General features: G+C 71.5%; 20 protein-coding genes and 2 tRNA genes. 8 read left to right on the plus strand and 14 right to left on the minus strand.

Going from position 1 to position 20,415, the window contains the following annotated elements; genetic code table 11:
• Positions 1-3 precede the first annotated feature (3 nt).
• The 4 genes from Bequi_RS11640 (at position 4) to Bequi_RS11655 (ending at position 1,837) form a co-directional block, all read left to right on the plus strand.
• Positions 4-990, plus strand: a complete 987-nt coding sequence (locus Bequi_RS11640) for a DUF3566 domain-containing protein (protein WP_249738105.1) — start codon at positions 4-6, stop codon at positions 988-990.
• Positions 991-1,488: 498 nt separating this feature from the next.
• Positions 1,489-1,562: transfer RNA gene (locus Bequi_RS11645), tRNA-Ile, on the plus strand.
• 23 nt (positions 1,563-1,585) lie between these two features.
• Positions 1,586-1,732: a DLW-39 family protein gene (locus tag Bequi_RS11650; protein WP_249738106.1), complete on the plus strand. Its 147-nt coding sequence runs from the start codon at positions 1,586-1,588 to the stop codon at positions 1,730-1,732.
• A 32-nt stretch (positions 1,733-1,764) separates the two neighbouring features.
• A tRNA-Ala gene (locus Bequi_RS11655) sits at positions 1,765-1,837 on the plus strand.
• A gap of 102 nt (positions 1,838-1,939) precedes the next feature.
• Here the strand turns inward: Bequi_RS11655 and Bequi_RS11660 are convergent.
• The 8 genes from Bequi_RS11660 to Bequi_RS11695 all read right to left on the minus strand — a co-directional run bounded on the left by Bequi_RS11660 (position 1,940) and on the right by Bequi_RS11695 (position 11,585).
• Positions 1,940-2,968: a DMT family transporter gene (locus Bequi_RS11660; protein WP_249738107.1), complete on the minus strand. Its 1,029-nt coding sequence runs from the start codon at positions 2,966-2,968 to the stop codon at positions 1,940-1,942.
• A gap of 162 nt (positions 2,969-3,130) precedes the next feature.
• Positions 3,131-5,440, minus strand: coding sequence for a multicopper oxidase family protein (locus tag Bequi_RS11665; protein ID WP_249738108.1), 2,310 nt, complete (start codon positions 5,438-5,440; stop codon positions 3,131-3,133).
• 100 nt (positions 5,441-5,540) lie between these two features.
• Positions 5,541-6,656, minus strand: coding sequence for a 3'-5' exonuclease (locus Bequi_RS11670; protein WP_249738109.1), 1,116 nt, complete (start codon positions 6,654-6,656; stop codon positions 5,541-5,543).
• Entirely contained in the window at positions 6,653-7,021 is a 369-nt protein-coding gene (locus tag Bequi_RS11675) for a metal-sensitive transcriptional regulator (RefSeq protein ID WP_249738110.1), read from the minus strand. Before Bequi_RS11675 ends, Bequi_RS11670 begins: the two co-directional genes overlap by 4 nt.
• A 4-nt stretch (positions 7,022-7,025) precedes the next feature.
• On the minus strand, positions 7,026-9,308 hold the full coding sequence (locus tag Bequi_RS11680; protein ID WP_488212285.1) for a heavy metal translocating P-type ATPase: 2,283 nt from the start codon (positions 9,306-9,308) through the stop codon (positions 7,026-7,028).
• An 83-nt stretch (positions 9,309-9,391) separates the two neighbouring features.
• Positions 9,392-9,601, minus strand: a complete 210-nt coding sequence (locus Bequi_RS11685) for a heavy-metal-associated domain-containing protein (protein ID WP_249738111.1) — start codon at positions 9,599-9,601, stop codon at positions 9,392-9,394.
• A 331-nt stretch (positions 9,602-9,932) separates the two neighbouring features.
• Positions 9,933-10,496, minus strand: a complete 564-nt coding sequence (locus Bequi_RS11690; protein WP_249738112.1) for a hypothetical protein — start codon at positions 10,494-10,496, stop codon at positions 9,933-9,935.
• Between the two features lie 3 nt (positions 10,497-10,499).
• On the minus strand, positions 10,500-11,585 hold the full coding sequence (locus Bequi_RS11695; protein ID WP_249738113.1) for an ImmA/IrrE family metallo-endopeptidase: 1,086 nt from the start codon (positions 11,583-11,585) through the stop codon (positions 10,500-10,502).
• Positions 11,586-12,006: 421 nt separating this feature from the next.
• On the opposite strand from Bequi_RS11695, the gene Bequi_RS11700 reads away from it, so the two are divergent.
• From Bequi_RS11700 to Bequi_RS11715, 4 genes are all read left to right on the plus strand, one after another.
• Positions 12,007-12,618: a hypothetical protein gene (locus Bequi_RS11700; RefSeq protein WP_249738114.1), complete on the plus strand. Its 612-nt coding sequence runs from the start codon at positions 12,007-12,009 to the stop codon at positions 12,616-12,618.
• Between the two features lie 99 nt (positions 12,619-12,717).
• Entirely contained in the window at positions 12,718-13,611 is an 894-nt protein-coding gene (locus Bequi_RS11705) for an SDR family oxidoreductase (RefSeq protein WP_249738115.1), read from the plus strand.
• A 44-nt stretch (positions 13,612-13,655) separates the two neighbouring features.
• Complete coding sequence (locus tag Bequi_RS11710) at positions 13,656-14,129, plus strand: SRPBCC family protein (RefSeq protein ID WP_249738116.1); 474 nt, start codon at positions 13,656-13,658, stop codon at positions 14,127-14,129.
• A gap of 31 nt (positions 14,130-14,160) precedes the next feature.
• Positions 14,161-15,093: an alpha/beta hydrolase gene (locus Bequi_RS11715; RefSeq protein ID WP_249738117.1), complete on the plus strand. Its 933-nt coding sequence runs from the start codon at positions 14,161-14,163 to the stop codon at positions 15,091-15,093.
• 33 nt (positions 15,094-15,126) lie between these two features.
• Here Bequi_RS11715 and Bequi_RS11720 read toward each other — a convergent pair whose 3' ends face one another.
• From Bequi_RS11720 to Bequi_RS11745, 6 genes are all read right to left on the minus strand, one after another.
• Positions 15,127-15,480 (minus strand): ParD-like family protein, encoded by a 354-nt coding sequence (locus Bequi_RS11720; RefSeq protein WP_249738118.1) that lies wholly within the window; start codon positions 15,478-15,480, stop codon positions 15,127-15,129.
• Between the two features lie 168 nt (positions 15,481-15,648).
• Complete coding sequence (locus tag Bequi_RS11725; RefSeq protein ID WP_249738119.1) at positions 15,649-16,326, minus strand: hypothetical protein; 678 nt, start codon at positions 16,324-16,326, stop codon at positions 15,649-15,651.
• A gap of 138 nt (positions 16,327-16,464) precedes the next feature.
• On the minus strand, positions 16,465-17,148 hold the full coding sequence (locus Bequi_RS11730) for an N-acetylmannosamine-6-phosphate 2-epimerase (RefSeq protein ID WP_249738120.1): 684 nt from the start codon (positions 17,146-17,148) through the stop codon (positions 16,465-16,467).
• A 33-nt stretch (positions 17,149-17,181) separates the two neighbouring features.
• On the minus strand, positions 17,182-18,066 hold the full coding sequence (locus Bequi_RS11735; RefSeq protein ID WP_249738121.1) for a PRD domain-containing protein: 885 nt from the start codon (positions 18,064-18,066) through the stop codon (positions 17,182-17,184).
• Positions 18,067-18,092: 26 nt separating this feature from the next.
• Positions 18,093-18,620: a PTS sugar transporter subunit IIA gene (locus tag Bequi_RS11740; RefSeq protein WP_249738122.1), complete on the minus strand. Its 528-nt coding sequence runs from the start codon at positions 18,618-18,620 to the stop codon at positions 18,093-18,095.
• Positions 18,621-18,682: 62 nt separating this feature from the next.
• Complete coding sequence (locus Bequi_RS11745) at positions 18,683-20,323, minus strand: PTS transporter subunit EIIC (protein ID WP_249738123.1); 1,641 nt, start codon at positions 20,321-20,323, stop codon at positions 18,683-18,685.
• Between the last annotated feature and the right edge of the window lie 92 nt (positions 20,324-20,415).

The following is a 20,415-nucleotide window of genomic DNA, read 5'->3' on the forward strand; positions in this document are numbered from 1 at the left end:
CCCGTGACTGACAGCAAGAGCGATGCCCCCCGCGAGGAGACTCCGGAGTCTGCTGGGACCGGAGCCGGCTCGGGTGCTGGCGCGGGCGCGAGTGGCGGTGCCGGTGCGAGTGGCGCGGGCGCGCGCGGCGTGAGCGCCGATGGCGAGGGTGCGGGCACCAGCAGGACCGGGCGCGTGGATGCTGCCGCTCCGAGCCCGGGCGCGTCGCGGGAGACCGCGCCGACCTCCCGCATGGACGCCGTGAAGGAGCGCATCTCCGCCGCGCGCACCTCGGTCTCCAGCCGAGTCGGCGCCGCCGGCACGGGCCGCGGGGCTGAGGCCTCGACTTCGCGCACGTCCTCGTCCTCGCGCACGGCGGCCGCCGCCGGGGCCGGGGCGGGAGCTGCGGGAGTCGGTGCTGGTGCGGCGGGTGCCGCGCTCGGCACGGGCGCTGCGGGCGGTTCGGGTGCCTCCCGCGGCGCTGGATCTGCAGGCGGTTCGGGGGCGTCCCGCGGAGCGAGCCGCACCCCGATCACGTCGACGGGCCGCGGCGCGACCGTGACCGGCGATGCCGCGGCGGCGGGCGCCGGCGCTGCAGCCGGGGCGGCTGGTGCCCCCGGCGGCGCTGCGGGCGCGGCGGGTCGTACGGGCGGGACCCGTCGGATCCGCCTCACGCTCTCGCGGATCGACCCGCTGTCGGTCCTGAAGATCTCGTTCCTGGTCGCCATCGCCATCGGCATCGCCACGGTGGTCGCGACCGCGCTGCTGTGGAACATCGTGGATGCGATCGGCCTGTGGGACCGCATCGACCAGATCGGCAAGGACATGAACTCCGGCGAGCCGCTCTCGTTCCTCGAGTACCTCCAGTTCTCCAAGATGATCAGCTACGCCACGATCATCGCGGTGGTGGACATCGTGATCATCACGGCGCTCGGCACGCTGCTGGCCCTGCTCTACAACATGGTCGCGGCCCTTCTCGGCGGCGTGAAGATGACCTTCACCGACGACTGACCCGGCGGGCGGGCGGCAATCGCCCCCGCCGACCCACCGCTGCGGCCCGCTCTCGTACCTTTCGCATCGCCGAAAGGTACGAGAGCGGGCCGCAACTGTGTCTGGGGCCTGCTCGCGTCCGGTGCCGGGGCCTCCGCCGCACCGGGCCGCCGCATGCCGCTGCGCGCGGTTCCCGTATCCCGCATTCCGCTGCTCGCCGGCCCTTCCGCGGCAGAAAGCTCGGTGTCAGGGCCGGTCACGTGCACCAGTGCACGTGACCGGCCCTGACACCGACGTCTTTGCTGCTCGCCGGTGCGGAGCCGGGCTGGAGCTCGACTGGATGCGGCCGCCGCACCGGTCCGGACCCCCGCACCAGCCGCAGCCTTCGCGTCCGCCCTGCCCCGCACCTGCTGTGACGTGCCGTACAGCCGCCCTGTCCGGTTGGACGCGCGGTGCCGGGGCTGGGTAGTCTTGAGCGTCGGCAGGCAGACGGGGCGACCCGCATGCTCGTCGGTGCACGGGCCTATAGCTCAGTCGGTTAGAGCGCTGTCCTGATAAGACAGAGGTCACTGGTTCAAGTCCAGTTAGGCCCACTCGTGGACGATCGGAGGATCTGATGAAGAAGCTTCTCGGATACGGAGCACTGCTCGCCAGCAGCGCTGTCGCCGGTCTGTTCATCTGGCGCAAGGTCGAGAGCGACAAGCTCGAGAACGATCTCTGGGCCGAAGCGGAGAAGGTCACCGAGGCTTCGCCTCGCTCCTGAACCGATAATTCAGGTGTTGCTCGCGGCATCACGGGGACTTAGCTCAGTTGGTAGAGCGGTAGCTTTGCAAGCTTCAGGTCAGGGGTTCGACCCCCCTAGTCTCCACAGATCAGCACGAGGCCGCCTCCCATCGGGAGGCGGCCTCTTCGCTGTTCCCGAGCCACTTCACCCGAGCTACGTCACCCGAGCTGCCGCACCCGAGCCTCCTCACCCCCGCCGCAGCGCCCGCCAGACGTTCGGCAGGATCGAGAATCCCGCGCCGACCAGGCACAGTGCGCCCCCGGCGGCCGCGAGCGGCGGGGGCACCTCCGCGAGCAGCACCCACGCCAGCACGAGGGTGACGGCCGGGACCACCAGCGAGGAGGAGCTCAGGACCCCCGCCCCCAGATGCGTGAGCGCGTAGCCCCACAGCAGGAACGCGCCCGCGGTGGGCAGCACCCCCATGTACACCACGGCGGCGATCGCGCCGGCCGGAGCGGTGCTCAGCCCGGAGGCGAGCTCGCCCGCGAACGGCAGGCATACGAGCGTCGCCGCCCAGAACCCGATGGCCGTCATGGAGACCGAGTCGATGTGCGCGAGCAGCGGCTTCTGCGCGAGGACGCTGCCGGCGTACAGCAGCGCCGCGAGCACGCCCAGCACGACGCCCACCCCGGAGAGTCGGCCGGTGGACGTGGTCGCGGCGATCAGCGCGACCCCGCTGAAGGAGATCAGCAGACCCGCGATGAGGCGCCCGGTGAGCCTCTCGCCGAGCAGCTTCGTCGAGGCGACCGCGACGATCAGGGGCGCGATGTTCACGAGCATCGCGGCGGTGGCCGCGTCGATGTGCATCTCCGCGGAGTTCAGCACGAACGTGTAGACAGCGCCCCAGGCGATGCCCCATGCCAGCACTCCCGCGAGGATCCGCGGGCTGCGGGGCAGGCGCACCCTCCGCGCCGCCAGCAGAGCGAGCAGCGCGATAGAGGCGGAGCCCAGCCGCAGCAGCGCCATCGCCCCGGGCGTGAAGTGGTTCCCGGCGCTGCGGATCACGATGAAGCTCGAGGCCCACATGAGGACCACGCCGAGCGCGGCCAGCCACGGCAGGGCAGAAGGTGCCGGGGCCGGCGACGCTGCGGGGGCGGGTGCAGCTGGGGGTGTGGCTGCGGATGCGGCTCCGGGTGCGGCTGCGAGGGCCGGGATGGCTGCGGCTGCGGCTGCGGCTGCAGGGACGGGGGCCGGGGCGCCGGGCGAGGAGGTCACGCGCCATTATCGCCGCTCCCCGTGGGGCTGCTCGTCGCTGAGCAGCAGAAACCTCGGTGTGAGAGCCGGTGACGAGGACTGGTCCACGTCACCGGCTCTCACACCGAGCTCTTTGCTGGTCCCCTCGGGCGGCGGCGGTCGTGGGGCGGCTTCCGGGCCGGTTCAGCCCTCCGCGTCGCCGCCCTCCGCCATCGTCCCGTCCGCCAACGTCCCCTCCGGCATCGTCCCGTCGGCAGCCGCCGCGCCCGCGACCTCGGCAGGCCGCATGTGCCCGTGGTGGGGCACATCCGTCGCCGGGAGCGGCGCCGGCTCGCCGGCCTGCGCGGGGCCGACCCGGAACGGCCGCATCATCTCGTTGTCCTCGTGCTCGAGCAGGTGGCAGTGCCACATGTACTGCCCGGCCTTCTCGAACGTCATGCGGATGCGCATGTACTGCCCGGGGTACACGAACGAGGTGTCCTTGCGGCCGTTCTCGCCGGGGATCAGCGGCAGCGCGCCGGTGTGCGTGAGCGTGCCCATCGTGTAGTCGTCGGTGTACCGGTAGGTGAAGGTGCCGCGCTCCATCACCTCGAAGGGCGCCTCGTGCACGTGGATCGGGTGGGGGATCCCGACCTCCTGGGGGATGTTGTAGATGACCCAGTCCTCGGTCTCGCCCACGCCGGGGTTCTCGGTGATCGGGTCGGACCACATGAGCTCCTGGATGTGCACCATCCCGCCGGGCGCCCCGTGGATGACGCCCATCATCGTGGCCGACGCGAGGAACGGCGGGTTCAGCGGGGTGTCGTCGGTCGAGAGGTGGTGGAAGTGCATCGTCGTCGCGAGCCGGCGGTTGCGCGCGGGCGCCTTCGGCGCGGGCAGGGCCGGCAGGGCGAGCAGCTCGGGCGGGGTGGTGATGTCCAGCGGATATCCCCATTGGACGTCGAACGCCATGATGTTCCCGGTCGTCTCCGGGTCCGCGCGCGGGAAGTCGACGCCCGGCACGCCGCCGCCGAAGAACCCGTCGGGGCCGACGTTCTTCAGCACGTGCCGGCCCGCGGGCACGTTGCGGAAGTCGACCACGAGGTCGATGCGCTCGGCGGGCGCGAGCACGAGGCGGCCCTTGCGCCAGCCGGGCTGGGCCATGACGTCCAGCGGGGCGCGCAGGTAGCCCTGCTCGCTGCCGACGGCGCTGACCTTGATCCCGGGGATCGAGGAGAAGTCGACGTACAGCGTGCGGGAGCCGCACGCGTTCAGCAGGCGCACCGTGTAGCGGCGCCGCTCCACGGTGTGCTTCGGCCAGGTGCGGCCGTTGACGACGATCGTGTTGCCGAAGAACTCGGGGATCCAGGTGGGCGGGATGCCCGCTCCCTCGGGGTACCAGGGCCCGTGGTAGTCGGGGTCGAAGTACTCGCGGCCCTCGGGGTAGAACAGGCGGCCGTCCTCCCGGAAGGCGCGGTCCTGGATGGCGAGGTTCAGCTCGTAGGCGGGCAGGACGTCGGCCGGGATGATCGCGGGCAGAGCTCCGCCGACGGCTCGCGGCTTCTCGCTCGAGGCAATGTCGCCGATGAGGTAGAACCCGGCGAATCCGGCGTAGACGTTCAGGCGGGTGAGGCCGAGGGCGTGGTCGTGGATCCACAGCGTGGAGGCCCGGTTCGTGTTCGGGTAGTGGTACTGCACCGAGGCGTTGTCCCAGGTCGCACCGTATGCGGCCTTCGCCTTCGCGGCGAGGAAATCGAACCAGCGGCCGTGGCGCGCGAAGCCCGCGGGGATGTTCTTCGCGTCCGGCAGGAACCATGCCTCCGAGTAGCCGTCGGACTCGTCGCCCACTCCGCGCGCACCGTGCAGGTGCGGCACGATCGGCACGGGGCCGGTGTAGTCGGTGAACTGGGTGGCGGGGTCCGTGAACTGGGCCGGCGGCACGTAGCGGCGGCCGGTGAAGTCCGGGCGCACGTCGGTGGTGGCGATGCCGCCGGCGCCGGGCTCCTTGCCGGGGTTCGCCCAGTGCAGCGTGGGGTCCACCGCGAACAGGTGCGGCAGGTAGTTGCCGGAAGCGTCGGTGAGCTGGTTGCGCCAGCGGATCCGGGCGGGGCGGCCCCGCTTCGCGCGGATGGTGAGGGCCGGGGAGACGAAGTCCTTGGCCCGGCCCGAGGTCGGCCCGTAGCTCCACACGGTGGTCGCGGGCATGCCGGGCGGCAGGATCTGCTGGCTGAACTGGCGGATCGCGAGGTCGTACTGGTCGATCCCGCCCGACGTGCTCGACTTCGGCATGTCCGACGGGCAGAGCAGCGGCTGGGCGTACTTCGCGATCGCCCGGCCGGGCAGCACCCCGGGCGCGCTGATCTCGGCGATCGCCTGGGGCGCGCCGACGGCGCTCGACACGTACAGCCCGAGCGCGCCCGCGCCCGTCGCCGTGAAGAACGCGCGGCGGGACAGCCCGCGGGAGGAGCCGGAAGGGGAGGAGTCGGGCATGTCGGGCATGTCGGCGGAGCGCATGGCTCATGGTGGCACGCCGACGGACTGTGCACCGGCGCTATCCGGCCCGCTCCGGGAAGCTCCCGCGCGGTACCTTCCGGCGGGGCCGACGGGCCGACGGTCAGTCGGCCGGGCCCGCCTCCTGGAGCGCCTCCTGCGCAGGGGTCATGCCCGCGAGATGGGCCGCGCGGGCGTCCGCGAGGGCCTGGTCGACGTCGACGTGCGCCAGGCCCAGCAGCGCGGCGATCCGATCGAGGTCCGCGCGCTCGGAGGCGGTGATGACGCCGTCGGCCTCGGCGATCTCCGCGATCGCCCACAGGTAGGTCGCGTGCAGGTCCAGCACCGCCCTGCGGGAGAGCCCGCAGTCGCGCGCGACCGCCACCAGCTCGTCCTTCTCGTCGTCTCCGAGGGCGCCGTCGAGCAGAGCCTCCTCGAGGGTCGCGAGATAGGAGTCGACCCGGGAGTCCGCAGTCCGGGGCAGTCGCGAGACGATCTGCTCAAGCCACGAGTCGGGGCGCACGGCCCGGGCCGTGGTGCGCTCCAGGAGCCGCGCCGTGCTCGGCCGCAGACCCGTCGGCCACGGGTAGTCGAGGGAGCGGGCGGCGTCCTCTTGCCAAGGCAGTCGGGGCGCGTCGCCGAGGACGCGCAGGTAGCGGCGCAGCAGCGCGGCGGAGGCGTGCGCGTCGCCGAGCGCCGAGTGCGGGGCCTCGAGGGGGATGCCGGTGGCGGTGCAGCAGTCGGCGAGGGACCGGGAGGCCGCGTCCTCCAGGAACACGGAGGACCACCGCATCGTGCACAGGCCCCGCAGCGGCAGGCGCTCGAGCGCGATGCCCGCGCTGCGCAGCTCCGCCTCGAGGAACCGCAGGTCGAAGGGGGCGTTGTGTGCGACGAGCATGCGCCCGGAGACCGCGGCGACGAGCGCCGGGGCGATGTCCGCGAAGCGCGGAGCGCCGGCGACGTCGGCCGCGGTGATGCCGTGGACGTGCGAGTTCGCGAGGTCCCGGCCGGGGTGGAGCAGGGTCGTCCACTCGTCCTCGATCTCCCCGCGCGCCGAGAGCTGCACGACGGCGATCTCGACCGCGCGGTGCCCCTTCGCCGGGGAGAGGCCCGTGGTCTCGAGGTCGATCACGGTGTACCCGGGGGCCGGACCCGCTGCCGGGGCCGCTGCCGCGCCCGTCCTCGCCGCGCTCGCCTCCGCCGCGCCCGCCCCTGCCGCTGCGCTCGCCTCGGCGCTCACGACTTGACCAGGCGCTTCACGGCCTCAGAGGCCTCGGTGAGCTTGCGCTCGGCCTCCTCGCCGCCGTTCTTCGCGGCGTCGAGCACGCAGTGGCGCAGGTGGTCGTCCAGCAGTCCCAGCGCCACGTTCTCGAGCGCACTGGTGAGCGCGGAGATCTGCGTGAGGATGTCGATGCAGTAGGTGTCCTCCTCGACCATCCGGGAGATGCCGCGGGCCTGCCCCTCGATGCGCTTCAGGCGATTGAGGTAGCGGGTCTTGTCCTGGATGTAGCCGTGGTGCCCGGAGTGCGGGTCCGCGGCGGTATCCGCCGCACGGGCGGGCTCGACCGCTGCCGCGGCGGCGTCGGGGGTGGGGCCGTGTTCCATCGGGTCAGTCCTTCGCGATCGAGCGGAACCCGCGCAGGCGCAGGCTGTTGCCGACCACGAACACGCTGGAGAACGCCATGGCGGCTCCGGCGAGCATCGGGTTCAGCAGGCCCAGCGCCGCGAGCGGGATGGCCGCAACGTTATACGCGAACGCCCAGAACAGGTTGCCCTTGATCGTGGACAGCGTGCGGCGGGACAGCCGGATCGCGTCCACCGCGCTGCGCAGATCGCCCCGCACGAGCGTGATGTCGCTGGCCTCGATGGCGACGTCGGTGCCCGTGCCCATCGCGAGGCCGAGGTCGGCCTGGGCGAGAGCGGGGGCGTCGTTCACGCCGTCGCCGACCATCGCGACGGTGCGGCCCTGCTCCTGCAGGCGGGTGATTACCTCGACCTTCTGCGCGGGCAGCACCTCGGCGATGACCTCCTCGATCCCGACCTCGGCGGCGATCTGACGGGCCACGGCCTCGTTGTCGCCGGTCAGGAGCACGGGGGTGAGGCCGAGCTCCTTGATCGCGGCGATCGCGGCGGCGCTCGTGGGCTTGACGGTGTCGGCGATGACGAGGATGCCGCGGGCGGCGCCGTCCCAGCCGGCAGTGACGACGGTGCGTCCCTGCTTCTCCGCGTCCGCCTTCGCGGCGGAGAGCTCGGGGCTGAGTCCCATGCCCTCTCGCGCCAGGAGCGTCTCGCGGCCGACGAGCACCTCGCGGCCCTCGACGGTGCCGCGCACGCCACTGCCCTCGAGGTTCGCGAAGTGCGAGGGGGAGGGGAGAGTGCCGACGGCCTCTGCGGCGCCGCGGGCGATGGCGCGGGCGATCGGGTGCTCGGAGGAGTCCTCGAGGGCGCCGACCAGGCGCAGCAGTTCCGCGCGGTCGGTGCCGGGCTCGGGGATCACGTCCACGAGCTCCATGCGGCCGGTGGTGACGGTGCCGGTCTTGTCGAGCACGACGGTGTCGATGGCGCGGGTGCTCTCCAGCACCTCCGGGCCCTTGATGAGGATGCCCATCTGGGCGCCGCGGCCGGTGCCGACGAGCAGCGCGGTCGGCGTGGCGAGCCCGAGCGCGCAGGGGCAGGCGATGACGAGCACGGCGACGGCGGCGGTGAACGCCATGGCTGCAGGGAAGCCCAGCAGGAGCCATCCTGCCAGTGTCAGGATCGCGATGACCAGCACGATCGGCACGAAGATGCCGGAGATGCGGTCCGCGAGGCGCTGCACCTCGGCCTTGCCGGTCTGGGCGTCCTCCACCATGCGCGCCATCTGCGCGAGCTGGGTGTCGGAGCCGACGCGGGTCGCGCGGACGAGCAGACGGCCGCCGGCGTTGACGGTCGCACCGGTGACGGCGTCACCCTCACCGACCTCCACCGGCACGGACTCGCCGGTGAGCATCGAGGCGTCCACGGCGGAGGTGCCGGAGACGATGGTGCCGTCGGTCGCGATCTTCTCGCCGGGGCGGACGATGAACTCGTCGCCCACCGCGAGCTCCTCGACGGGGATCCTCACCTCGGCGCCGTCGCGCATCACCGCGACCTCCTTCGCGCCGAGCTCGAGGAGCGCGCGCAGCGCGGCCCCGGCCTGGCGCTTGGAGCGCTTCTCGAAGTAGCGCCCGGCGAGGATGAACAGGGTGACCCCGGCGCCGACCTCGAGGTAGATGTTCCCGGCTCCGTCGGACGGCGCGATCGTCAGCTCGAAGGGGTGGGTCATGCCGGGCATCCCGGCGGTGCCGAGGAACAGGGCGTAGAGGGACCACAGGAACGCGGCGGTGGTGCCCATCGAGATGAGCGTGTCCATGGTGGCCGTGCCGTGGCGGAGGTTCGTCCAGGCGGCCCTGTGGAACGGCCACGCGCCCCACACGATCACGGGCGCGGCGAGGGCGAGCGAAGCCCACTGCCAGTACGTGAACTGCAGCGCCGGGATCATCGCCATCGCGATCACGGGGATCGTGAGGATCGCGGAGATGATGAGGCGCTGGCGCAGGGAGGCGAGCTCGGGGTCGGCAGGAGGGCCGTCGGCGGCATCGCTCTCGGCGGAGCCGTCGGCAGCGGCCCGGCGCGGCGGGGCGGGCAGCGCCGCGCCGTAGCCGGCGGCCTCGACCTGGTCGATGAGCTGCTGGGGGTCGTACCCCTCGGGCACGGAGACCTTCGCCTTCTCGGTCGCGTAGTTCACGGTGGCGGCGACGCCGTCGAGCTTGTTGAGCTTGCGCTCGATGCGGTTGGCGCAGGATGCGCAGGTCATGCCGGTGATCTCGAGCTCGATGCCGGCATCGGCGATGCGTGCGGTCTCAGTGCTCACGAGGGGGTCCTTCCTGGGGGAGCGGAGAGGGCGGCGGCCGACGGCTGCGTGCGGCGCGCCGCCCCGGGCAGGGGCGCCTGCGATCAGGCGCGCGCTGCCGTGTAGCCGGCCTCCTCGACCGCGGCGATCACTGCGGCGCCGTCGACGGGGGCGTCGGAGGTGACGGTGAGACGGCCGGTCTCGTGGCTGACCTGCACGTCGCTCACGCCGGCGACCTCGCCGACCTCCTCGCGCACGGACATCTCGCAGTGCCCGCAGGTCATTCCGGTGACGGTGTACTCGCTCGTTGCCATGTCGGCCTCCTCGTGTGGTGTAGATACCCTATAGGGGTATCGGTTCACTGCCGACTGTATACCCCTTGGGGGTATAGGTCAACCCTCCGGGAAGCCTGCTGGGGGCGTGTCAGGGGGCTGCCCGGGGGCTGCCGGCGTCCTGCCGGGGGCCCAGCTGAGGCCCGTCGGCCGGCGTGCCCACCCAGTTGGCGCACTCACGTTCCACCAGTGGAACGTGAGTGCGCCGACTCAGGCGGGGGGTGGGGGGCTGAGCACCGGGTACGGACGCCGCTGGTGCGAGGGGGCCCAGATCACTGACCGGCTCTGCCCCGAGCGTGGAGACGGAGCGCCCCTACTGCGCAAGCCACTCCCGGAACGCATCGGGCCGGATGAAGGCGCTTTTGGCTCCGAGGCGGCCGTGGTGCTTCAGATCGGTCCGGGCCTTCCAGAGATCCCGTTCGAGAAGGATGCCCCGGCGCTGGGCCGCCTTGAGCAGGTCCCAGGAGTCGATGCACCGAGGTGAGCCCGCGGCGAAACGTCGGGCGCCCCCGTCGTCGGTCACGAAGATGGCGTCCCAGCGGCGCTTCTGCACCACGACGATGACCTCGGCCTCTCCGAGGTGCTGGTCAGGATGCTCACCCGGGCGCGCCATCTGCTGGCGGAGATCGCGGATCGGCCGGTGCTCGTCCTCCTCGGGAGCGATGGGCTCACCGAGGATCGCGTCGGCGGCGGCCACGAGTCCGTCCAGGCGGAGCTCGCCCGGATCAGTGCCGACCAGCTCGCGATGGAGGCACTCCCTGCGCAGGGTGCTCGTCCAGAATGCATTTCCGCCGGTCAGCGCCTGGAGGACCTCCATCCGGCCGCAGAGGAAGAGGTTGATCAGCGCCGTGGTGTCTGCCAGGACGATGAGCGCCATGGGTCAGCCGAACAGGTCGGCGAGCTCGGCGCCGGACAGCTCCCTTTCGGGCGGGGCGTCGCCGATGTCCATCTGCTCCGGGGAGATTCCCGTCATCCACGCCAGGGAGCCCGTGTCGAGCTCCCCGGCGAGCACCCGAGCGGCGTGCGCGTTGATCAGCCACGCCGGGAAGTGCCGCTGAGCAGCCGCCTCCATCCGTGCTGTGATCGGGTCGGGCTCGAACCATTCGTGCTGGAGGCCGGCATGGCGGCGAAGGGCCTTCTGCGTGGTGCCGTCGAGCAGCTCCGACAGGGCATCGCCGGGAGTGATGGCGAGGGTGCTCAGCCGGGCAGCCAGCGTCTTCGTGGAGATGCCTGCGTCCCAGAGATACCTCGCCACCCCCTGCAGCGAGGGATCTCCGGCGCAGACCTCGCGCACAGCGGTCTCGGGAACGAGCAGCTCCGCGGCGAACGCGCTCGCCGCCGCTTCGCACTGGTCGTTCGCGACGCTGCCCGGTGCGACGCCCTGGTGGCCGAGGATGAGATGTCCCAGCTCATGGGCGATGCTCCAGTTCTGCCAGAACCAGTTCCCGCTGGTCGGCAGAACGATGACCTTGCGGCCGAAGATCTCGCCGGACCACGCCGTGCCGATCTCGCCGATGCGGATGACGTCGATGCTGAGCTTCTCCACCCGCTCCATGAAGGGGCGGGCGAACCCGCCGCCCAGAGCAGCACGCATGCCGGCAGGATCAGCGGGGAGCGACGGCGTCGGCGCGACATCGCCCGCCTGGCGGTAGAGCAGGCGGATGTCCTCGAGGACGGACGTGTCGCCGGCCAGCGAGTCGACAGCGCGCGTCCGGCTGCCCGGGTCATAGCTGTGGCGCGCGGAGACGACGAAGGCGGAGGGGTCTGGCTCCCCCGTGATCAGCTCGTGGAGATCTGCCCCGAGCTCGCGGGCGAGCTCCGCCAGTTCGAGCGCCCCGAATCCGCGATGGCCGTTGAGGGCGCGCGAGAACGCATCGGGAGTCATGCCGATGGCGGAGGCGATCTCGGACTGGGTGCGCGGGGACGCGGCGACGGCGGCCTTCGCGCGGGCAGCGATGGTGCTCATGCCCCCACCCTAGAGTGGTATTGGGATTTTCCCAAGAGGTTGTGGACAGCCCCACGCCGCGCTCGCCGTCGTGCTGTCAGCCCGGCGCGCCTGACGGACGGGACTTGGCGCACTGACGTTCCACCAGTGGAACGTGAGTGCGCCGACTCGGAGCGTGGAACCTCGCGGGCGGTTCGCCGGGGCGCCTGGGCCGACGGGGACTGCGTGCCTGTGACCTCGCGCTCTGGGACCCGGACCTTCCCGGCGAAAGAGCCGGGGACGGCGAGTGGATAGGACTACTCTCCGACGCATCGCGCCACCGCAGGTGCGCCCCGCGCACGCAGGATGGTCGGCGCAGGCCTCTCCAGAGCGCGCGCACCGCGCCGTGCGGCGGCCTCCCGTGAATGACGGCTGCGCTCCCTTCGCATCCTGGAGTCCCGCCGTGCCTCTCGCCTCCCGCCATTCAGTCCTCCGCGCCGCCGCCTGGAGCGCGCCCGTCGCCATCGTGTCGACCGCCGCGCCCGCCTTCGCCGTCTCCCAGCCCACCGGGACCGAGGCGCTCGGGGGGATCTTCCAGTACCACCACCCCGAGGACGGCGTGCACCGGATCCTCGGGCAGTACGGCATCGTCGCCACGCAGGGGTACGACATCCAAGAGCCCGTGACGGCCGAGCACGGCCTGCTCTCGATCTGGATGCCGTGGAGCGGGCTCACGCTGACCTCCACTCCGCCCGACGATCAAGGACAGCCGCTCGGAGAGCGCGGCACCTGGTCCGACGCCGTCGCCACCGGCGAGACCGCCGTGATCGACGGGGTGACCTTCTACGAGTACGCGCCGACGTACACGGGCGTGTTCGCCAACGAGGAGGGCACCACCTACATGACCCTCACCGAGCCGTTCGCCTTCTCCTTCACCCCGCCGGACGGCGCCGTCATCGACGCCTCGACGGTCGTCGCCGTGCTCGACCTCAGCGGCGACGTGAACGGGGCGGATCTGGCCAGCCGCGGCACGCTGCGCGGCGACGGGCAGGCGGTCTTCGTCAACCTGGAGTGACAACGGAGGTCGACCGTTGGAGCAGTGCGCTATCCAGGGTCTGCCCCGATAGTCTCCGTACTCTCGCAGGACGAGCCCCGACGTCCTGAAGGAGCCCCCATGGCCCGCATCGCCGTCCTCGGCGCCACCGGATACCTCGGCGGACACGCCGTCACCCGCCTCCTGGCCGACGGCCACACCGTGCGCGCCGTCGTGCGCTCGCCGGAGACCGCGCAGCTGCCCGCCGGGGTCGAGGTCGTGCAGGGAGACGTCACCGAGCCCTCCACCCTGACGGCCGCGCTCGCGGACGTCGATGGGGTGCTGCTCGCGCTGAACGGCGGCTCCGACACGGACCGCGCGAACGCCGTCGAGGAGACCGGCGTCGCGGACGTCGCCGCGGCCGCCCAGCTCGCCGGAGTGCAGCAGATCCTGCTGCTGACCGGCATGTACTCCCAGCCCGCGTACGCCGAGCATCCGTGGGAGGAGGCGAAGTCCCGCGGTGCCGAGCTGCTGCTCGCGGGCCCGGTGCCCGCGACCGTCTTCCGGATCGGGTTCATCGACGAGACCCTTCCGCAGTTCGTGCGCGGCGGAGGGGTCACGATGCTCGGCAAGCAGGCCCTTCCGGTGCGCCCGATCGCGGCCGACGACATCATGGCCGCCGCTTCCCGTGCGTTCGGTCTGCCGGAGACGGCCGGGAAGACCTATGACGTCGCCGGCACCGAGGAGATGACCCTGCGCGAAGCCGCCGTCGCCTACGCGAGCGCCGTGACCAGCACGCCCCCGCACCAGGTGAAGGTGCGGGTGATGCCGCTGCCGTTCATGCGCACCATCAACCGCCTGTTCATGGGCGGGCGGATGACTCGGGTGCTCGGCATCATGGGCTCGATGGACCGCCTCGGCGATGTCACCGACACCACCGCGTTCTTCCGCGACCTGGGGGAGCCGCCGACGAGCTTCCGCGAGTGGCTCGAGAAGCAGCGCCGGGCGATCGCCGACGGGGTCGCGCCGCGCTGAGGGCGGCTCGTTCTGCGGCGGCCGGCCGCCGTAGGATTCCGCCCATGTCGACATTCAGCATCTCCCGCTCCGCCCATACCTCCGCCGCGCCCGAGCAGGTCGTGCCGCTGCTGCACGACTTCCACGAGTGGGAGCGCTGGTCCCCGTGGGAGGGCCTGGACGAGAACATGCGCCGCACCTACGAGGGCCCCGCGCGCGGCATGGGCGCGAAGTACACGTGGGAGGGCGACAAGAAGGCCGGCGCCGGCACGATGCGCATGATCCGGGCCGACGAGCGCGGCGCGGGAATCGCGCTCTCCTTCACCAAGCCCTTCAAGGCCACCAACCAGGTCACGATCGATGTTGCCCCCGCCGCGGGCGGCGGCAGCGACCTCACCTGGACGATGACCGGAGAGCAGGGCCTGTTCGGTCGTCTGTTCTACAAGGTGTTCCCCATGGAGAAGATGCTCGCGAAGGACTTCGACAAGGGCCTCGCGCAGCTCGCCGTGGAGGCTGAGAAGGACGCGGCGAAGGGCTGAGAGGCGGGACGGCGATGACGGGCCGACGACGATGACGGCGCTCGATCCGGAGATCCGCGAGGCAGCGGCGCAGGTCCCGGCGCAGACGACCTGGGATGCCGCGGCGATGCGGGCCGCGGGGGATGCGGCGCTCGCCGGGGATGCGGCGCTTCCGGAAGGGATCGTCCGCACGGTGCGCTGGATCGACGGGCCGGGAGGAGCGCTGGAGCTGCGCGTGCACGCGCCGAGTGCCGCGCTGAGCGCCGGGTCGAACACAGGGTCGAGCACAGGGGCCGCCACCGCGATTCTGTCGATCCACGGCGGGGGGTTCGTCGCCGGTCGCGCGGCCTTCGACGACGCGTGGAACGCGCAGCTGGCCGCGGCGAGCGGCGCGGTGGTCGTCAGCCCCGACTACCGGCTCGCTCCCGAGCACCCGGCACCCGCGGCGCGCGAGGACTGCCTGGCGGCGTGGCGCTGGCTGACGGCGGAGCGGTCGTGGGCGCGGTGCATCATCTACGGGGATTCGGCGGGCGGGAACCTCGCCGAGGGACTCACGCTGTGGACTCTGGATCACGAGGATCTGGTGCCGGACGAGGTCATCCTCATCGAGCCGGTGCTCGATGACCGGCTCGACACGGAGTCCATGCGCAACGGCGACTACCCCGTGTGGAACCGGGAGAGCGCGAAGGCGTCCTGGGCGGCCGTGCTCGGCGGCCGAGGGGCCGACGCCTACGCCGCGCCTGCGCGACGGGAGACCCTCGAGGGCCATCCGTTCACGCGCATCCTCGCCAACCAGTGCGATCCGCTGCGCGATGAGGACATCGAGTTCGCGCGGCGGCTCTCTGCGGCGGGGGTGCCGACGGAGCTGTGCATGATGCCGGGCACCTGCCACGGCGTGCTCGGGCTCGACGGCCCGGCCCTGGCGGACCGGGCGCGGGAGATCGTGCTGGCGTGGGTGCGGGGGGCGGCGGGGCAGGGGGAGTAGGCGGGCCGACGAATAGGTGCGGCGGTGGGGCCTCTATCCCTCATGATCCGGCCCTTGCATCTCCACGTTCCCGTGCTCGTCCGTGGACACCCACGAGGTGATGCCTTGTGCCAGGAACTCCGCCTCGAGATCGAGGGACGCGCGGGTCTCCTCCATGCGCTTGTCGATCTCGGCGCGCGCGATGGCCTGCTCGCGGTCGGTGAGATCGTCGTACGAGCGGGTTCCGGTGAGAACGGACTCGACATGGCGCAGGGGGACCCGCTCGAACTCGCGGCCGATGCGGGCCCAATGGGCGATCTGCTGGGCAGGGGTGCGGCCGTGGCCCGGGGCGATGGCGCTCGCCGCGGCGTAGATGTCTTCCGGCAGGCGGGTCGGTGTGCTCGGCATGAGGCAAATGTGGCGATCTGCTACGGGATAGGCCCTTTCCGCCCTCAAGGCGCTGTTAAATGCTCCAGGCGCTGCACGATCAGTGCGACGTCCACCCCTGGAGTGAGGGGTGGGGGACCGGCAATCGGTAGCTTGGGCCACCGGGGCCGCCTACGACATCACAAGCGCTCAGTCGGTGGGGACGAGCTCGCCCTTCGTGCGCCAGATGGCGTGATCGAAGTGGGTGAGGCTGTCGCCGCGCCCGATGGCCTCGAACGCTTCTTCGACGAGCGCACGTGCACGAGCCGTATCCACGCGCTTGAGCCCGGCCGTTCGCAGCGACCGGTTGACGAACTCCAGGATCATTCGGTCCGGCTTCACTCCCGGGATGCCCAGGAGCATCGTGAAGTACTCCGCGGTGACTCCGCCGAGTCCATGTACGCGCCTATACGCGCGTCGCACGTCGCGGACTCGCGCATCGAGATCCTCAACGCCCTCGGTGATATCGGAGGCGGTGCGCACCTGCGGCGTGAGGTCGAGAAGGTTCTGTGCAGCCTCGACGACGCACGCGCTCTTCCTGCGACCGGAACTGACTGCACTGGTCATGAAGGACTCGATCTCGCCGGCTCCGAGATCGACCAGCGCTTGGAGGTCGTCCGCGACCTCTGGGTGAGCCTTGATGAGCGTGCGCGTGCGGCCAAGGACACCGAGAGCCTCGTTCTTCGCGTCGTACTTCGCGCGGATAGAGAACACGGCATCCACGAGAGCGGTGCCGATCTGATCGGGCCAGCCCCCGCGGTACTCTGCGAACTCGCTGTCCGGGATCTTCGAGATCTGCGTGATCAGTGCTTCCAGCTGAGTGGTCATCGGAGCGTCCTTGCGTCGATGGATGTGAGTCGTAGGCGATCCGCGGAGCTCCCTATCAGGTGCCGATCAGGGCACTGGACGCGCCGCATTGCGCAAGCCCAGTATCTCCTGACGAGCGCAGCTCCTCGCCCCCGCTCATCACACCCCCCGCACCGCCGCATCGAACCACCGCGTGATCGACGTGGGGTGCGTGATCGCGGTGCCGACGACCACCGCGAAGGCCCCGGCCTCCCGGCAGGCCGCGGCCTGCGCCGGCGTGTGCACGCGGCCCTCGGCGATCAGTGCCGACCCCTCCGGCAGGCTCCCCGCGAGCTCCCGCAGCAGCTCGAGGTCCGGCCCGTCTGTGGTCGGCCGCTTCGCGGTGTACCCGGCGAGGGTCGTGCCGATGAGGTCCACGCCGAGCTCCGCGGCGAGCAGGGCGGAGGCGACGCTGTCGGTGTCGGCCATGATCGGCCCGTCCCAGCGCGCGCGGATCTTCTCCACCGTCTGCGCGAAGCTCAGCCCGTCGGGCCGGGGGCGCTGCGTGCCATCCAGCGCGAGGATGTCGGCGCCCGCGTCGATCACGGCGAGGCAGTGCTCGAGGGTGGGGGTGATAAACACGCCCGCGTCGCCGTCCTTCCAGATGCCGATCACGGGCACGGAGACTGCGGCCTTCACCTGCGCGATGTCCTCGAGGCCCTGCGCGCGCACGGCCGAGGCCCCTCCTTCCTCCACCGCCGCGGCGACCTGCGCCATGGTGCGCGGGTCGCGCATGGGCTCGCCGGGGTAGGCCTGGCAGGAGACGATCAGCGTGCTGGCGAGGGGCTGGATGAGGGGATGCATGGATGCTCCTTCAGGGCGAGGACGGGTAGGCGGTCACCGGGGCTCGAGGGCGGCGTCCTCGAGGAGGCGGTGCACGTGCAGGCCGATGTACAGGGTCTCGTCGGGGCTCACGGGGCTGTCCCACTCGGTGGTGAGCAGGCGGGAGATCGCGCCTGCCGCGGCCATCACCCCCGGCACCGACTCCTCGAGCGCCGCGCGCACGAGCGGCGGGGCGAGCGGCACGGGCCGCCCGTCGGCCAGACGCACGAAGAGGTAGCGCAGGTGCGTGGTGAAGCGCGCGGCGGCCTGGCCCTCGCGATCGAGGGGCTCCCGGCGGTGCGCGTCAATGACGTCGAAGATCTGCGAGAGCAGCTGCGTCATCCGCACAGTGCGCTCGATCGCGGCGCCCGTGAAGGAGGAGCTGACGAAGTGGAGGGCGAACGCCGTCGCCTCGCTCGCAGGCAGGCGCACGCCGAGGTCGCTCGCCACGAGATCCAGCGCCCGCTGCCCGGCGGTGAACTCGACGGGGTAGAGGCTGCGCACCTCCCAGACCAGCGGGATGTCGACCTGGATCCCGAGCCTGGCTCGCCGCACCGCCTGGTGGAGGTGGTCGGCGATCGGCAGCAGAAGCACCTCGGCCCGCTCGAGGCCGAGGAGAAGGTCGGCCGCCTCGACGATGCGCCGGGCGCAGGCGACCTCCTCCGCGGGGATGTCGGCGAGGGTCCCGGCGGCGGCCTCCGGGGCGACGCCCTCGAGCGGCACGAACACCGCCTCCACCTTTCCGGCATCGACGAGGGTGCCGCGGCGGGCACCGAAGCCGACGCCGCTGCCCTGGATCACCACCGACCTGCCGGCGGCATCGAGCGCGAGCACGATGTTGTTGTTGTGGACCTGCTGGACGACCCACCGCGTTTCTCCGCCCACGCCGGGCTCGCGCATTCCGGGTCCACTCACGCCGGGCCCGCTCACTCGGGCCGCAGGGTCATGACCGCCGACCCCGCTGGAGCGCCGAGATCCGGGCCGAGCAGCGTGAATCCGTCGGCCGACGTGATGATCACGGGCGTGAGGACCGACGGGATCTGCGCGCGCACCTGCTCGAGGTCCACGCGCAGGATCGGATCCCCGGCCTCGATCCGCTGGCCCTGCGCGCACAGGGCCGTGAAGCCCGCGCCCTTCAGCGTCACGGAGTCCACGCCCACGTGCACGAGCACCTCGGCGCCGCTGTCATGGCGGATGCCGACCGCGTGGAGGGTCTCCGGGAGCATCGTGACGGTCCCGGAGACCGGGGCATGGAACTCCCCGCTCGCGGGGTCGACGGCGAAGCCGGGGCCGACGAGACCCCCGGAGAAGACGGGATCGGGCACGTCTGCGAGCGGCACCAGCGTGCCCGTGACGGGGGAGAGGACGGCGACCTGCGCCGCCTCTCCTGCCGTGGCCGCTGCCTCCTGGCCGCTGTCAGTGGCTGCTGCGCCGCGGCGCTTGAATCCGAACATGTTTGCTCCTTCTCCGGGGGTCCGCCGAGGGGGCGGGGTGATGATCGCGGGGCGCGCGAGGGTCAGTCGTCGTGCCCGATCTTCTCGTTGATGATGCTCTTGTAGAGCACGGCCTTGCCGCCGTAGACGGCCTGGACGCCGCCGGCGACCTCGAAGACGTCGACCGCGCCGAGCTGGCGCAGCCGGGCCTTGTCGACCTTCGCGGGGTCGTGCACCGAGACGCGCAGGCGGGTGATGCAGGCGTCGACGTCCTCGAGGTTCTCCGCGCCGCCGAGGGCCTCGATGATCTGCACCGACTCCTGCTCGAGGACCTCCTGCTTGGAGCCCTTCACCGCGGCCGACGACGCAAGGCTCGGGGCGGCAGCGGCCGCAGGGGCGGCGGAGGTCGCTGCCTCGTCCTCCGCGTCGGCCTCCGCGCCTCGGCCGGGGGTCGCGAGGTTGAAGCGGGTGATGAAGAAGCGGAAGGCCACGTAGTACAGGCCGAACCAGATCAGGCCCACGGGGATCACGTACATCCAGTGGGTCTTGTCCTGGCCCTGGAGGATGCCGAAGAGGGTGAAGTCGATGGCGCCGCCGGAGAACGTGTTGCCGATGCGGATCTGCAGGAGGTCGGCGATGAGGAACGACAGGCCGTCGAGGAACGCGTGGAACACGTACAGCAGCGGCGCGACGAACAGGAACATGTACTCGATGGGCTCGGTGATGCCCGTGATGAACGAGGTCAGCGCGACGCCGAGGAACAGACCCGCGAACTTCTTCCGGCGGCCCTTCGGCACGCAGTGGTACATCGCCAGGCATGCGCCCGGCAGGCCGAACATCATGGTGTCGAAGCGGCCCGCGAAGTACTTCGTGCCCTCGGTGTAGAGCCCCTGGTGGGTGGGGTCGGCGAGCTGCGCGAAGAAGATGGCCTGGGCGCCGGAGACGCTCTGGCCTGCGACGACCTCGGTGCCGCCGAGCGGGGTGTACCAGAACATCGGGTAGATCATGTGGTGCAGGCCGACGGCCCCGGAGAGCCGCAGCAGGAACCCGTAGAGGAACGTACCGAACGCGCCGAGCCCGGCGATGCCCTCGCCCGCGGAGACCAGAAGGTGCTGGAACGGCGGCCAGATGAGAAAGAACAGTGCGCCGATCGGGATCGCGATCAGCGAGACGATGATCGGCACGAAGCGGGATCCGCCGAAGAAGCCGAGGATCTGCGGGAGCTGGATGTTGTGGTACCGGTTGTGCAGCCACACAGCGACCGCGCCGATCACCAGCGCGCCGACGATCCCCGTGTCGATGGCGGCACCCTCGGGGTCGAAGATGGTCAGCAGCGAGGCGGTGGTGCCGGTCATCACGAGGTAGCCGACGATGCCGGCGAGGGCCGCGGTGCCCTTGTCCCGCTTCGCCAGGCCGATGCACAGGCCGATCGACAGCAGCAGAGCGAGGTTCGCGAAGACCACGGAGCCGGCGTCTGCCAGCACCGTGAACAGGCCCTGCAGGACCGGGTTGTCGAGCACCGGGTAGGTGGCGACGGTGGTGGGGTTCGACAGCGCCCCGCCGACGCCGAGGAGGAGACCGGCGGCGGGAAGGATCGCGATCGGCAGCATGAACGCCTTGCCGATCTTCTGGAGCTGCTTGAACGGAGCGCCGGCGCGCTCCTTGAGGGACCTGGGGGACTCGGCCGGAGCGACGGCGCTCGCCGAGGGGGATGCGGAGGACATGACGGCTCACCTCTACGTGAGTGCGGTCAGGTCTCGCCTCCGCGGAGTAACGACCCTGTCAGTGGGGTCCAGGGTAGCGGTGGGGTCGGGTG

The organism is Brachybacterium equifaecis, from assembly GCF_023509525.1.
Taxonomy (GTDB): Bacteria; Actinomycetota; Actinomycetes; order Actinomycetales; family Dermabacteraceae; genus Brachybacterium; species Brachybacterium equifaecis.

Coding starts and splice junctions, on each gene's coding strand:
- Bequi_RS11650 (WP_249738106.1), top strand. CDS start 1,586: ATGAAGAAGCTTCTCGGATACGGAGCACTGCTCGCCAGCAGCGCTGTC.
- Bequi_RS11665 (WP_249738108.1), bottom strand. CDS start 5,440: ATGCGCTCCGCCGACATGCCCGACATGCCCGACTCCTCCCCTTCCGGC.
- Bequi_RS11675 (WP_249738110.1), bottom strand. CDS start 7,021: ATGGAACACGGCCCCACCCCCGACGCCGCCGCGGCAGCGGTCGAGCCC.
- Bequi_RS11685 (WP_249738111.1), bottom strand. CDS start 9,601: ATGGCAACGAGCGAGTACACCGTCACCGGAATGACCTGCGGGCACTGC.
- Bequi_RS11690 (WP_249738112.1), bottom strand. CDS start 10,496: ATGGCGCTCATCGTCCTGGCAGACACCACGGCGCTGATCAACCTCTTC.
- Bequi_RS11695 (WP_249738113.1), bottom strand. CDS start 11,585: ATGAGCACCATCGCTGCCCGCGCGAAGGCCGCCGTCGCCGCGTCCCCG.
- Bequi_RS11705 (WP_249738115.1), top strand. CDS start 12,718: ATGGCCCGCATCGCCGTCCTCGGCGCCACCGGATACCTCGGCGGACAC.
- Bequi_RS11710 (WP_249738116.1), top strand. CDS start 13,656: ATGTCGACATTCAGCATCTCCCGCTCCGCCCATACCTCCGCCGCGCCC.
- Bequi_RS11715 (WP_249738117.1), top strand. CDS start 14,161: ATGACGGCGCTCGATCCGGAGATCCGCGAGGCAGCGGCGCAGGTCCCG.
- Bequi_RS11720 (WP_249738118.1), bottom strand. CDS start 15,480: ATGCCGAGCACACCGACCCGCCTGCCGGAAGACATCTACGCCGCGGCG.
- Bequi_RS11725 (WP_249738119.1), bottom strand. CDS start 16,326: ATGACCACTCAGCTGGAAGCACTGATCACGCAGATCTCGAAGATCCCG.
- Bequi_RS11730 (WP_249738120.1), bottom strand. CDS start 17,148: ATGCATCCCCTCATCCAGCCCCTCGCCAGCACGCTGATCGTCTCCTGC.
- Bequi_RS11735 (WP_249738121.1), bottom strand. CDS start 18,066: ATGCGCGAGCCCGGCGTGGGCGGAGAAACGCGGTGGGTCGTCCAGCAG.
- Bequi_RS11740 (WP_249738122.1), bottom strand. CDS start 18,620: ATGTTCGGATTCAAGCGCCGCGGCGCAGCAGCCACTGACAGCGGCCAG.
- Bequi_RS11745 (WP_249738123.1), bottom strand. CDS start 20,323: ATGTCCTCCGCATCCCCCTCGGCGAGCGCCGTCGCTCCGGCCGAGTCC.